Source organism: Streptomyces sp. NPDC047880, from assembly GCF_040706515.1.
GTDB lineage: Bacteria > Actinomycetota > Actinomycetes > Streptomycetales > Streptomycetaceae > Streptomyces.
This window is the reverse complement of record NZ_JBEZOK010000002.1, coordinates 45,478-58,092: the sequence shown is the minus strand read 5'-3', so window position 1 is coordinate 58,092 and position 12,615 is coordinate 45,478. Positions and strand designations below refer to the sequence as shown.

Genomic DNA, 12,615 nt, shown 5'->3' with positions numbered 1-12,615 from the left:
CCGCCCGGCGGACACGATGTGCGGTGGGGCGCTCAGGCCACGATCAGATAGATCCCGTATCCGACGGCCGCCGCACACGCCGCGAAGCACGCGTACGCGCCGGTGACCGCGAGGCTCGCGGACCCGCCCTCCGCCACCGCCCGCTCGCGGCGCGAGAGACCAGTGATGCCGAGGGTGAACAGGCCGACGAGGGCCACGGTGACCACGAGGCTGACGCCGAAGACGGAGCCGAGGGCCGCCCAGTCGATCTTCATATCGGAGACTCTTCCTTGTAACCGGTGGCGGTCAGACCGTGGTGGTCGTGGTCGGCGTGCGCTCGGCGGTGGCCTGCGCCGGGAACGAGGGGACCGGGTCCTCCGAGGCCGGGGCCGTGCCTCCCGCCGGGGGCGGCGTCACGGCGGCGATCGCCGTGGTGACCACACCCGCGGGCTCCACGTCCTCGGTGTCGTTGACGTTGGTGTGGTCGACCACCTCGCGCCGCGACAGCTTCCAGATCGCCGCGCTGGAGGCGACGAGGAAGACGGCCACCACGGCGGTGCCCCAGCTGCCGAAGCCGGTGACGTACTCGGCGAGAGCGCCCACCAGGGCCGCCGCCGGCAGCGTCAGACCCCACGCGACGAACATCCGCGTCGCGGTGGACCAGCGGACCACGCCGCCCTTGCGGCCGAGACCGGCACCCATCACCGAACCGGACACGGAGTGCGTCGTGGAGAGGGAGAAACCGAGGTGCGAGGAGGCCAGGATGACCGTGGCCGCGGAGGTCTGGGCGGCGAAGCCCTGCTGCGGCTGGAGGTCGGTCAGTCCCTTGCCCATGGTGCGGATGATGCGCCAGCCGCCCAGGTAGGTGCCGAGCGCGATGGCGAGACCCGCCGAGAGGATGACCCACATGGGCGGGTCGGAGTCGGGCGCCACGGCGCCGCCGGCGACCAGGGCGAGGGTGATCACACCCATGGTCTTCTGCGCGTCGTTGGTGCCGTGGGCCAGGGAGACCAGGCCCGCGGAGGCGATCTGGCCGGCCCGGTAGCCCTTCTTGGACGCCTTGCCGTCGGCCTTGCTGCCGAGCGTGTAGGTCAGCCGCGTGGCGAGCATCGCCGCGATGCCCGCGACCAGCGGGGCGGCGATCGCCGGGATCAGCACCTTGGTGACCAGCACGTCCCCGTGCACCGCGCCGACGCCCGCCGAGGCGATCGTGGCACCGATCAGACCGCCCATGAGGGCGTGGGAGGAGCTGGAGGGCAGACCGACGAGCCAGGTCAGCAGGTTCCAGAGGATCGCGCCGACCAGGGCGGCGAAGATGACCTCGGGACGGATGCCGGCCTCGTCGACGAGGCCCTTGGAGATCGTGTTGGCGACTTCGACGGACAGGAAGGCGCCGACCAGGTTGAGGACCGCGGACATGGCCACCGCAACCTTGGGCTTCATGGCGCCCGTGGAAATGGTCGTGGCCATCGCATTCGCGGTGTCGTGGAAACCGTTCGTGAAATCGAACGCGAGTGCGGTTACCACCACAATCGCGAGGATCAGCGAGAAGCTTTCCATTTACCCAGGCAATCGTTCGAGGTTGTTGGCTCGATGAACGTAGGGAACCTGAGTGAACGGAAGATGAACTGGGAGGGGCGCAGGGGTGACCGCAACAGGGGGCCGGCGTTCCGCCCCGGGACGGCCGCCCGGCGCCCCGGCGGCCGACCGCCGGGAGCGTTCCGTTTCACCCGCACGAGTGACCCGTCGCACGAATCCCGGTCACGCGACGGGGTGCCCCCGCGGTTGTGTACGAAGCAGGCCCCCGAAGTCCCCCGCACCGCAGCGCTGCGAGCCCCGGCCTGGCAGGATCGCGGCATGGCTGAGCGGCGAGGCGACGAGCGGGGCACGGCGGACGTGCCCGGGGACGAGGCGGGTGCGGGGGAGCCGCGCCGCAGGACCGCAAGCCCCGAGGAGGTACGCGCCTGGGACGACCTCGTCGCGACGGCCCGCCGGACGGTAGCGGAGGGACTCGTCGTCGGCACGTCCGGCAACGTCTCGGTGCGCGTCGGGAACACCGTCCTGGTCACCCCGTCGGGCGTCCCCTACGACCGGCTGACGCCGGAGGACGTGACGGGCGTCGGCCTGGACGGTCGGCAGGTCCTCGGCACCCTCGTCCCGACCAGCGAGCTGCCCATGCATCTCGCCGTCTACCGCACGACCGGCGCCCTGGCCGTCGTCCACACCCACGCCGTGCACGCCACGGCGGTCTCGACGCTCGTGACCGAGCTGCCGCTGATCCACTACATGGCCGCCGCGCTCGGCGGCCCCGTCCGCGTCGCCCCCTACGCCACCTACGGCAGCGACGAGTTGGCCGAGAACATGCTTCACGCCCTCACCGACCGCTCCGGCTGCCTGCTCCAGAACCACGGCACCCTCACCCACGGCACCACCCTCGCCCAGGCCTACGACCGCACCGCCCAGATGGAGTGGATGTGCCGCCTGTGGCTCACCGCCTCCTCGGTGCCCGGCCTGACCCCGAGCCTGCTGACCCGCGCGCAGCTGACGGAGGTGGGGGAGCGCCTGCGCGGCTACGGCCAGCGCGGCTGAGCCGGCCCCCCCGCCGCGCCGGCACCACCCCGCCGCTCCGTCCCACTGGTCGCCCGCCCGATCCACCGGGACACTTGAAGGCGTGCGCACTGTCAGAGCGACGGCCGCTGCCGTCACCGCTGTGTTCGGGGCCGGTGCCGCCGCGGTGGCCGCCGGCCGGCTCGCCAGCGACGCCGCGCTCAAGGCACCCCCCGGCAGGCCCCTGCCCACCGAACCCCGGCTCACCGTGCACGGCACCGCCGCCGGGCAGATCAGCCTCACCCGCGACCTCGCCGCCCTGCGCCCCGGCCGCTACGGCCTCTCCGGGGACGGCTCCCACGCCGTCGTCGGCCCTGTCCTGACCGGCGTCCGGCACCCCGCCGACACCGTCGTGCGCCGCCTGGAGAGCGTCACCCACGGCACGCTGGAATCCGGTGACAAGGTCTGGCTCACACCGAACGTGTACGTCGGCAACCCCGGCACCGCCCTCGGACTCGAACACGCCGACGTCGACGTCCCCGGCGAACTCGGCTCCCTGCCCGCGTGGTTCGTGCCGGGCAAGCGGGACACCTGGGTGATCGCCGTGCACGGTCTGGGCACCACCCGGGAACTCGCCATGAACGTCATGGGGTTCCTGCACCGCAGCCGCATCCCGGTGCTCGCCCTCGCCTACCGCGGCGACCTGGGCGCACCGCGCCCGCCCGACGGGCTGAACCACCTCGGCGAGACCGAGTGGCGCGACCTCGACGCGGCGATCCGCTACGCCGTGCGCTACGGCGCCCGGCAAGTCGTCCTGCACGGCTGGTCCACCGGCGCCACCATGGCGCTGCGCGCCGCCGCGCACTCGGGGCAGCGCGACCGCGTCGCCGGGCTCGTCCTCGACTCCCCGGTGCTCAGCTGGGAGACCACCCTGCGCGCCCTCGCCTCGGCCCGCCGCACCCCCGGCGTGCTGCTGCCCCTCGCCGTCCGCGCCGCCCAGGGCCGCACCGGACTGACCGCCGACCGCGCCGCGGGCACGGACCCGTCCCACGGACTGCGCGTCCCGTCCCTGCTCTTCCACGGACCGGACGACGCCGTCGCCCCCTGGCGGCTGTCGAGCCGGCTCGCCGACGCCCGCCCCGACATGGTCGCCCTGCGCACTGTCGCCCACGCCCCGCACGGAGCCCTGTGGAACGCCGACCCGGAGGCCTACGAGGAGGCGCTCCGGCGCTTCCTGACGCCCTTGCTGTGACCCGGCTGCGGTACGCCCACCGACGCGTCTCCTCTCGGCGCCGTGCCCACACCCTCCGTTCACGCCCCCTTCGCCCGGCCGCAACCACGTCCCGTCCCGCCCACGGCGGACCGGTCGCCACCATTCCGTTTAGTGTCGTACCACTGGCCTGTTCCCGGCCCTCGACCACTCCCGCGGGCCGGTGCGTTGGCCATCCCCGTCGCCCGCCGTGACATTCCGTTTGGGTTTTCGGACCGTCAACCGGAAGACTGCCCCCGTGACGTCCCGTATCCCGCGCGACTCCAGGCTCCGACTCGTCCGCCCGCGACCCCTGGCCGCCGCCCCGCCGGCGATGAACCAGCGGCGCTCGCGCCGCCCCGCGCCGCGCCCCCCGGAGGGCACCCCGGCACCGGCGGAACTGGCCAGAATGGCACGCTCAGGTCTCGCCGCCGCGGCTCGCGTCGCCCGCTGGGCGGACAGGGCGCTCGGCCCCGGCCGGGACAGCGCCACCGACGACGGCAAGGCGACCCTCTCCGACGCCACCGCCGAACGGGCCGCCCGTGACCTGGGCCTGACCCCGGCTCAGGTCAGAGCCGACTGGGACACCGCCCGCCTCGCCGGTCTCGTCGAGGTGCACGGCGACACCGCACGCCCCGGCTGGCGGTTGCGCGCCTGGGACCGCGACGACAGTGCCGTGCTGCGCGGCTGGGTCGCGCTCTTCGACGCCTGGTCGCTCGCCCATCCGGAGCCCGCGGAACACGAGCCCGCCGCCGTCGCCGAGGTCGTCTCGGCCATGCCGCAGGCACTCTCCTTCCTCCAGCTGTCCGCCGGGCCCGTCCCGGTCGAGCAGCTCCTCGACCTCCTGGAGCAGCGCGTCACCGAGCTGCGCACCGCCCGCTGCGAGATCCCCTACGGCCCGCAGCCCGAACCGCGGGCCGAACCGGAGCCCACCGACGCCCCGCTCGCCCCGCTGCTCGACTGGGCCCTGCGAGCCCTTGCCTCCGTCGGCGCCCTCACCTACGGCGACGGCCAGGCCACGCTCACCCCCCTCGGCAACTGGGCCGTCTGGGTCAAGCTGGAGCAGATCTGCGTCGCCGCGCAGAGCCCCGCCGGGAACATCGAGCAGGCCGCCGAGGACATGCTCCGCGGCTGCGCCCAGCTGCGCCCCAACGCGGCCCGTGCCGAGTACCGCGCCTGGCTCGCCGCCCGCCCCGTCGGCAGCGCCGTCACCGAGCTCCTCGGCGCCGCCCGCGGCGAGGACGCCCTGCTGCGCGGCCTCGCCTTCGAGGCGCTGCGCGTGGTCGGCGCCCCCGCCGAGCCGGACGTCCGCGGCGTGCTGGACGAGCCCACGCTCAGGCCGTACGCGCTGCTGTGGCTGGCCGAGCACGACGGCGCGGACCCTGAGGACGCCCATGAGGTCCTCACCCGCGCGGAGGCGACCTGGCTGTGGGTGGACACCGCCGCCGCCGTCGCCGACCACGGTGAGGCGCCGCTGCTGGTGCGCCACCTGGAGTCGGCCGTGCAGCCGACCGTCCCGATGCTGCTGGACGAGGTGCGCGCCGTGGGCCACCCGCGCACCGTGCAGGTCCTGGTCGCCCTGGCCGCCGCCCACCCCGACCCGGCCCTGGCGAAGGCGGTCCGCCGCGCCGCCTTCCAGGTGCACACCGGCGGCAGCTAGGGCCTGCCGCGACGGGGCGAACGGCGCCCGGTGCGGCGCTAGACCCCCGTGTCGGGCGCGTAGGTCCCGAAGCTCCAGACATTGCCCTCGACGTCCCGGGCCATGTAGTCCCGGGAGCCGTAGTCCTGGTCCGTCGGGGGCATCAGGATCTCCACGCCGTGGTCCACGGCGTGGCGGTGGTGCGCGTCGACGTCGTCCACCACCACGTACACCCCCGTGGTGCCGGCGTCCTTCATGGCCGTGTCGAAGGGACCGCCCCGGCCCTTGGAACCGACCATCACCGCGCCGTTGCCCTGCGCCAGCTCGGCGTGCAGCACCGAGCCGTCCTCACCCTCGTACACCGACAGCTCCGTGAAGCCGAGGGCCTCCGTGAGCTGCCGGATCGCCGCCTTGGCGTCCGCGTACAGCAGCGTCGGGTAGATGCTCGGACGTCCGCCGGGCGTACCTGCCATGGCGATCACTTCCTCGTGTCTCGCGGGGCTGTCCCGCCCAGTGTTCCACCGGCCACCGACAACGGCCCGGACGCCGGCGACGGCGCTCCGTCCGGCTGCCGGTGATCGAACACCCGCACACAGAAAAAGTGGTTGCACGCCCCCGTTAGACTGTCCCCATGGCCATTCTCCTCGCGCATTAGACGGCGGGAACGTCCTCAGCCGCCCATCCCGCCCCCGTATCCGCCCTGGAGTCTGTCCGTGATCTCCGCCTCCGGTATCGAGCTGCGCGCCGGTGCCCGCGTCCTCATCGAAAACGCCTCGTTCCGCATCGCCAAGGGCGACCGCATCGGCCTCGTCGGCCGCAACGGCGCGGGGAAGACCACCCTCACCAAGTGCCTCGCGGGCGAGGGCATGCCCGCCGGCGGCGCCATCACCCGCTCCGGCGAGGTCGGCTACCTCCCGCAGGACCCCCGCACCGGCGACCTCGACATCCTCGCCCGCGACCGCATCCTGTCCGCGCGCGGCCTGGACGTGCTGATCCGTAAGATGCGCGACAACGAGCAGCGGATCGCCAACGGCAAGGGCGCCACCCGCGACAAGGCGCTCAAGCAGTACGAGCGCCAGGAGACGGAGTTCCTCACCAAGGGCGGGTACGCCGCCGAGGCCGAGGCTGCCACCATCGCCGCCGCGCTCAACCTGCCCGACCGGGTGCTCGGCCAGCCCCTGCACACGCTCTCCGGCGGACAGCGCCGCCGTATCGAGCTGGCCCGGATCCTCTTCTCCGACGCGGACACCCTGCTGCTGGACGAGCCCACCAACCACCTCGACGCCGACTCGATCGTCTGGCTGCGCGACTACCTGAAGACCTACCGCGGCGGCTTCATCGTGATCTCCCACGACGTCGACCTGGTCGAGACGGTCGTCAACAAGGTGTTCTACCTGGACGCCAACCGCGCCCAGATCGACATCTACAACATGGGCTGGAAGCTCTACCAGCAGCAGCGCGAGGCCGACGAGAAGCGCCGCAAGCGCGAGCGCCAGAACGCCGAGAAGAAGGCCTCCGCGCTGCATTCGCAGGCCGACAAGATGCGGGCCAAGGCCACCAAGACCGTCGCCGCGCAGAACATGGCCCGCCGGGCGGACAAGCTGCTGGCCGGCCTGGAGGCCGAGCGGAAGTCCGACAAGGTCGCCAAGCTGCGCTTCCCGGAGCCCTCCCCGTGCGGCAAGACCCCGCTCATGGCCGAGGGGCTGTCGAAGTCCTACGGATCACTGGAGATCTTCACCGACGTCGACCTGGCCATCGACAAGGGCTCGCGCGTCGTCATCCTCGGCCTCAACGGCGCCGGAAAGACGACCCTGCTCCGTCTCCTCGGCGGCGCGGAGGAGCCGGACACCGGCAAGGTCATCCAGGGCCACGGCCTCAAGCTCGGCTACTACGCGCAGGAGCACGAGACCCTCGACCCGGAGCGCACGGTCCTGGAGAACATGCGCTCGGCCGCCCCCGACCTGGACCTGGTGGACGTCCGCAAGACGCTCGGCTCGTTCCTGTTCTCCGGCGACGACGTCGACAAGCCGGCCGGGGTGCTCTCCGGCGGCGAGAAGACCCGTCTCGCCCTCGCCACCCTCGTGGTGTCGTCGGCCAACGTGCTGCTCCTCGACGAGCCGACCAACAACCTCGACCCGGCCAGCCGTGAGGAGATCCTCGGCGCGCTGCGCACCTACAAGGGCGCGGTCGTCCTCGTCACGCACGACGAGGGAGCGGTCGAGGCGCTCCAGCCGGAGCGGATCATCCTGCTGCCGGACGGCGTCGAGGACCTGTGGGGCGCCGACTACGCGGACCTCGTCGCCCTGGCCTGAGCGTCAGTGCCGCTTGATCGAATGCGTGATCAACAGCGTATGGATCATTCGGCCCAGCGGTGATCCATCATCTGTGTGAGATCTCCTCGTACCGAGGTGTGTCCTACATCGATTTCGCGGCCGAGTCCCCGATTCTTCGGGGCTCGGCCGCGCCGCCTTTGTGACCTGGCCTTTTCCGGAACAATCCGTTCGGCCGCGCCGACGCCGCGCTTCGGAATTTCGCATTCCGCATGTGGGGATGCGCTCCCGTCGTCACAACCTTGTCTCACGGACCTTGCCGAATGGGTGGCCATGAAGGCCCGGAGGGGTGATCATGAGGAGACCAGAGCGCACTTCCCATGAGGAGGCACGGGTGGCCGAGACTCTGAAGAAGGGCAGCCGGGTGACCGGCGCCGCGCGCGACAAGCTCGCGGCAGACCTGAAGAAGAAGTACGACGCCGGTGCGAGCATCCGGGCGTTGGCCGAGGAGACCGGCCGCTCGTATGGCTTTGTGCACCGCATGCTCAGTGAGTCGGGCGTCACGCTGCGAGGGCGTGGCGGGGCGACCCGGGGCAAAAAGGCCACGGCCTGACCCCGGGTGGCCCCACGGCTCCGATGGTGGCCACCCGGTCGGTCGACTGATCGCCCGGGTGGTTACTGTGCAGTCACTTAAGCGTGCCTGTCACGGCGGTGCAGCCGTCGTACGGGCGCGCAAGACCGCACACATCGGAGGCGTCCCATGGCTTCGCCCGACAAGGACCTCGTTCCCGTACTCGACAAGGACGGCGTACGGCTCACCGTCGACGACACGATCGCCACGGTGACGCTGACCAACCCGGACAAGCGCAACGCGCAGAGCCCCGCTCTGTGGCGGGCGCTGACCGAGGCCGGTCGGCAGTTGCCGGGCTCCGTCCGCGTCGTGGTGCTGCGGGCCGAGGGCAAGTCCTTCTCGGCCGGGCTCGACCGGCAGGCGTTCACGCCCGAGGGCTTCGACGGGGAACCGTCGTTCATCGACCTCGCGCGCGGCTCCGACACCGAGTTGGACGCGACCATCGCCGAATACCAGGAGGCGTTCACCTGGTGGCGGCGCAGCGACATCGTCTCCGTCGCCGCTGTCCAGGGGCATGCCATCGGGGCGGGCTTCCAGCTCGCCCTCGCCTGCGACCTGCGCGTCGTCGCCGACGACGTGCAGTTCGCCATGCGCGAGACCAGCCTCGGACTCGTGCCCGACCTGACGGGCACGCATCCGCTGGTGGGACTCGTCGGCTACGCCCGCGCGCTGGAGATCTGCGTGACCGGGCGCTTCGTCACGGCCGAGGAGGCCGTGAACACCGGTCTGGCCAACCTCGCCGTGCCCGCCGGGCAGCTGGACGACACGGTCCGCGACCTCGTCTCGGCCGTGCTCGCCGCGCCCCGCGACGCCGTCATCGAGACCAAGGCGCTGCTGCGCGGCGCCCAGGACCGCACGTACGAGGAGCAGCGCGCGGCGGAGCGTCAGTCCCAGGCCCGCAGGCTGCGGGACCTCGCGGGCGTCGAGGACTGAGGACCGCCGGGCCGCGGGCCGGGAGCGCGGTCAGCCGATCGCGCTCACCACGACCGCGACGTCGGAGGTCGCGCTCACCGCGACAGCCGTCGGGTGATCGCGCGGGAGCACCGGTCAGCCGACCGCGCTCACCACGACCGCCACCGTCGGGTGATCCGACAGTGTCCGCCTGACCGCCGTCCGGACCTCGCGGGCCACGTCCCGGGCCCGCTGGTCCGAGCCCACCGCCAGCTCCAGCCGGACATGGCGGTGGGGCAGCGCCGCGCCCTCGGGGAACAGCAGCTCGATGTGCACCGGATGGCCCAGCGTGCCGGTCAGATGCAGTACACCCGGGACATCGAGAGCGGCGGCCGCCACTCGGGCCTCATCGTCGCCCTCGGCCCGTGCGGCATGCGGGGGTTCGGGAAGGGCTACGGCGGTCCCGCGTTGCGCGGCCCCCTCCTCGTCCAGCAACTCCGTCACCCGCAGGTCCACCTCCGTCACCGTCAGCCCGAGCCGCCGGTCCGCTGCGGTCGCCAGTGCCTCCCGCAGCACCGACGCCGTCGTCGGCAGGGGCCGCGAGGCCGTCGCGGCGAACTCCGCAGTCACCCGCAGCGGTCCGGGCGGTAGCGCGCTCGGCGGAGCCGGTACGGCCGGCTCGGCGGTGTCCGCCATATCGGTGACCGCGACACGGAGCGCGTCGAGGCGCACCCCCGGCGCGTCCCACACCGCACTCCGCAGTACCGCCTCCACCGCCCGCTCCGCGATCCACGCGCCGTCCCGCGCGTCACCCAGCGGCAGAAGCCTGCCGATTCCCAGCTGATGTCTCACTGCCTGCGCCCATCGGTCGGCCGTCATTCCTCCAGCCTGCCGCATCAGAGGCGCGCTTCCACGCAACCGTGCTTACCGTGGTCGAAGGACGACGAAAAGGACGTACGGCGATGACTGACATGACCGAGAACCGGGGCGGGGAGACCGAGACCGCGGCGGTACGCAGGAGCCCGTTGGCCAAGCACCGCGGGGGAGACGCCGGTTCCCGCGGGCGGACGACCATCGCGGACGGTGTCGTGGAGAAGATCGCCGGCCTCGCCGCACGCGACGTCGACGGTGTGCACGCCATGGGCAGCGGCCTGTCCCGCACGTTCGGAGCAGTGCGCGACCGCGTGCCCGGCGGCACCAAGTCGGTGTCGCGCGGGGTGAAGGCCGAGGTCGGCGAAGTGCAGGCGGCCCTCGATCTGGAGATCGTGGTCGAGTACGGCGTGTCGATCGCCGATGTGGCCCGCGACGTACGGGAGAACGTCATCACCGCCGTGGAGCGGATGACCGGGCTGGAGGTCGTCGAGGTCAACATCGCGGTGAGCGACGTGAAGCTGCCCGACGAAGAGGAAGAGGAACCGGAGCGCCGGATCCAGTGAGCACGGGCCATCGGACAACGACACAGCGGCTGAGGAGCTGAGGAGCGCATGAGCATGGCCGTGGTCGGCATGATCGCCGGCATGGCGCTGGCCTTCGCCGGATATTTCGGCGGATTCGGCGCCTTCCTGCTGGTGGCGGCACTGGGCGCCGTCGGCTTCGTCGTCGGCCGGTTCCTGGACGGGGACCTGGAGTTCGGCGACTTCTTCCGCCCTCGCGAACGTGAACGGCGGCGGTGACGCTCGTGAGTACGGGGGCCGGTGAGCTCGACAGACCCCTGACCGTCGTCCCGTCGGGCGAGCGCGGCGCGACGCGGATCGCCGACCGGGTCGTCGCGAAGATCGCCTCGCAGGCGGCGCGCGAGGCCGTCGGCACGCTGCCGCCCGGCGCCGGCCGGCCCTCCGCGTCCGTCGTCGTCCACCACGAGGTCGCCCACGTCCGGATCCAGCTCGAACTGGGCTACCCCTGCGACATCGGCGCCCGCTGCCGCGAGGTGCGTCACCAAGTCGTCGAGCGGGTCAGCACCTTGGCGGGCATGCAGGTGCCGGAGGTCGCCGTCCAGGTGGAGCGGCTGCACCTGGAGGCGGCGCTCGGCGCGGTACAGGGGAGGACGCAATGAGCGAACCCCAGGGCACTCAGCCCCCCGAGGACAGCACGCAGCGCCTGCCCGTCCTCGACAAGCGGGAGACGGAGAACGGCGACGGACCCCACCGGGACGAGTCGTCACCCGCCTTTGGGCCACCGCCCGAACTCGAGGGAAAGGGCGGCCGCCAGGGCCGCTTCTGGTCGGCGCGCCGCGTCCCCGCGGGCATCGTCGCCCTGCTGCTCCTGGGGCTCGTCGGGCTGTTCCTCTACGACATCGTCTCCGTGCGCGCCGACCGGCCCGGCATGTACTGGCGCCGGGAACTGGCCCAGCAGCTCGCCGAACGGCCCCTGGACGACACCTGGGTGCTGGTCGGCGCCGGGATCGCCGCGGTCCTCGGGCTGTGGCTGCTGATCCTGGCGGTCACACCCGGCCTGCGAAAGGTGCTCCCGATGCGGCGTACGCACGCCGAGGTCCGCGCCGGACTGCACCGGGACGCCGCCGCCACCGCGCTGCGGGACCGGGCCATGGAGGTGGCCGGTGTGCAGGCGGCACGGGTACGGGTGCGCCGGCGGCGGGCGGACGTCCGCGCCGTGTCGCACTTCAGGGAAGTGGACGAGGTGCGAACCGACCTGGACGCAGTGCTCGCCGACGCGGTCCGCGGACTGGGACTGTCCCGGCCGCCGTCGCTGTCGGTGCGGGTCCGGCGCCCCGGCCGGAAGGGGTGAGAGCGGTGCTCGGGATCGTCAACCGTGTGTTCCTCGGCCTGGTGGGCCTGGTCCTGCTGGTCGTCGGCGGCTCCGTGCTGGCCGTAGGCCTCGGCGCCCCGGCGCCCTCGTGGTGGATCCACGACAGCAAGCACGACGTGCTGCTGAGCAACGCCGAGCGCACCCGCTGGCGCGACGACGGCTGGTGGTGGCCGGTCGTCATCGCCGCCCTCGCGGTCCTGCTGCTGCTCGCCCTGTGGTGGCTCGTCGCCGTCCTGCGCAGGCGCCGTCTCGCCGAGGTCCTCGTCGACACCGGCGACGGCGAGGGCGCGCTCCTGCGCGGCCGGGCCCTGGAGAACGTCCTCACCCAGGAGGCGGACCACATCGACGGTGTGGACGGAGCCCAGGCCCATCTGAAGGGCCGGCGCAGCACCCCCGAGGCCCACGTACGCCTCGCACTGGAGCCGCACGTGGACCCGGGAACGGCCTTGACCGACTTCACGACCGGAGCCTTGGCCCATGCGAAGACATCGGCGGGACTTGAGTCACTGCCGGCAGAGGTACGCCTGCGGGGTGTCAAGCACGGCGCAGAGAGAGTGAGTTGACGGCGCACTCCAGGGGTGCGCCCCGAGGGGCGCGGGGCTGGATCGAAGTGCGGCTCCGCCGTGCGGGCGCGACCAGCCCC

At 72.6% G+C, this 12,615-nt stretch carries 15 protein-coding genes; 11 read left to right on the top strand and 4 right to left on the bottom strand.

Annotated elements, in window-relative coordinates; genetic code table 11:
• Window positions 1-32: 32 nt before the first annotated feature.
• Entirely contained in the window at window positions 33-254 is a 222-nt protein-coding gene (locus AB0937_RS04160) for a hypothetical protein (RefSeq protein ID WP_175431774.1), read from the bottom strand.
• Window positions 255-285: 31 nt separating this feature from the next.
• Complete coding sequence (locus tag AB0937_RS04155; protein ID WP_366709385.1) at window positions 286-1,539, bottom strand: inorganic phosphate transporter; 1,254 nt, start codon at window positions 1,537-1,539, stop codon at window positions 286-288.
• Window positions 1,540-1,836: 297 nt separating this feature from the next.
• Here AB0937_RS04155 and AB0937_RS04150 point away from each other — a divergent pair, with 297 nt between their 5' ends.
• From AB0937_RS04150 to AB0937_RS04140, 3 genes are all read left to right on the top strand, one after another.
• On the top strand, window positions 1,837-2,568 hold the full coding sequence (locus AB0937_RS04150) for a class II aldolase/adducin family protein (protein WP_366709384.1): 732 nt from the start codon (window positions 1,837-1,839) through the stop codon (window positions 2,566-2,568).
• Window positions 2,569-2,650: 82 nt separating this feature from the next.
• Window positions 2,651-3,778, top strand: coding sequence for an alpha/beta fold hydrolase (locus tag AB0937_RS04145; RefSeq protein WP_366709383.1), 1,128 nt, complete (start codon window positions 2,651-2,653; stop codon window positions 3,776-3,778).
• A gap of 256 nt (window positions 3,779-4,034) precedes the next feature.
• On the top strand, window positions 4,035-5,435 hold the full coding sequence (locus AB0937_RS04140; RefSeq protein WP_366709382.1) for a hypothetical protein: 1,401 nt from the start codon (window positions 4,035-4,037) through the stop codon (window positions 5,433-5,435).
• Between the two features lie 38 nt (window positions 5,436-5,473).
• Here the strand turns inward: AB0937_RS04140 and AB0937_RS04135 are convergent, their stop codons facing one another.
• Window positions 5,474-5,887, bottom strand: a complete 414-nt coding sequence (locus AB0937_RS04135; RefSeq protein ID WP_366709381.1) for a VOC family protein — start codon at window positions 5,885-5,887, stop codon at window positions 5,474-5,476.
• A gap of 240 nt (window positions 5,888-6,127) precedes the next feature.
• Here AB0937_RS04135 and AB0937_RS04130 point away from each other — a divergent pair, with 240 nt between their 5' ends.
• From AB0937_RS04130 to AB0937_RS04120, 3 genes are all read left to right on the top strand, one after another.
• Window positions 6,128-7,726: an ABC-F family ATP-binding cassette domain-containing protein gene (locus tag AB0937_RS04130; protein ID WP_366709380.1), complete on the top strand. Its 1,599-nt coding sequence runs from the start codon at window positions 6,128-6,130 to the stop codon at window positions 7,724-7,726.
• 352 nt (window positions 7,727-8,078) lie between these two features.
• Window positions 8,079-8,297, top strand: a complete 219-nt coding sequence (locus tag AB0937_RS04125) for a helix-turn-helix domain-containing protein (RefSeq protein WP_010037790.1) — start codon at window positions 8,079-8,081, stop codon at window positions 8,295-8,297.
• Between the two features lie 147 nt (window positions 8,298-8,444).
• The gene (locus tag AB0937_RS04120) at window positions 8,445-9,248 is read left to right on the top strand and encodes an enoyl-CoA hydratase/isomerase family protein (protein WP_366709379.1); all 804 of its coding nucleotides are present in this window, start codon (window positions 8,445-8,447) and stop codon (window positions 9,246-9,248) included.
• A 114-nt stretch (window positions 9,249-9,362) separates the two neighbouring features.
• On the opposite strand, the gene AB0937_RS04115 is transcribed toward AB0937_RS04120, so the two are convergent.
• Window positions 9,363-10,085 carry a nucleopolyhedrovirus P10 family protein gene (locus AB0937_RS04115; RefSeq protein ID WP_366709378.1) on the bottom strand — a complete coding sequence of 241 codons (723 nt, stop codon included), beginning with the start codon at window positions 10,083-10,085 and terminating at the stop codon, window positions 9,363-9,365.
• Window positions 10,086-10,168: 83 nt separating this feature from the next.
• Here AB0937_RS04115 and AB0937_RS04110 point away from each other — a divergent pair, with 83 nt between their 5' ends.
• From AB0937_RS04110 to amaP, 5 genes are read left to right on the top strand one after another with little or no spacing between them, the layout of a single operon-like run.
• On the top strand, window positions 10,169-10,642 hold the full coding sequence (locus AB0937_RS04110; protein WP_366709377.1) for an Asp23/Gls24 family envelope stress response protein: 474 nt from the start codon (window positions 10,169-10,171) through the stop codon (window positions 10,640-10,642).
• A gap of 48 nt (window positions 10,643-10,690) precedes the next feature.
• On the top strand, window positions 10,691-10,879 hold the full coding sequence (locus AB0937_RS04105) for a hypothetical protein (protein WP_031142734.1): 189 nt from the start codon (window positions 10,691-10,693) through the stop codon (window positions 10,877-10,879).
• Window positions 10,876-11,259: a hypothetical protein gene (locus tag AB0937_RS04100; protein WP_366709376.1), complete on the top strand. Its 384-nt coding sequence runs from the start codon at window positions 10,876-10,878 to the stop codon at window positions 11,257-11,259. Before AB0937_RS04105 ends, AB0937_RS04100 begins: the two co-directional genes overlap by 4 nt.
• On the top strand, window positions 11,256-11,951 hold the full coding sequence (locus tag AB0937_RS04095) for a DUF6286 domain-containing protein (RefSeq protein WP_366709375.1): 696 nt from the start codon (window positions 11,256-11,258) through the stop codon (window positions 11,949-11,951). Before AB0937_RS04100 ends, AB0937_RS04095 begins: the two co-directional genes overlap by 4 nt.
• Complete coding sequence (amaP, locus tag AB0937_RS04090; protein WP_366709374.1) at window positions 11,948-12,535, top strand: alkaline shock response membrane anchor protein AmaP; 588 nt, start codon at window positions 11,948-11,950, stop codon at window positions 12,533-12,535. Before AB0937_RS04095 ends, amaP begins: the two co-directional genes overlap by 4 nt.
• The last annotated feature ends 80 nt before the right edge of the window (window positions 12,536-12,615 follow it).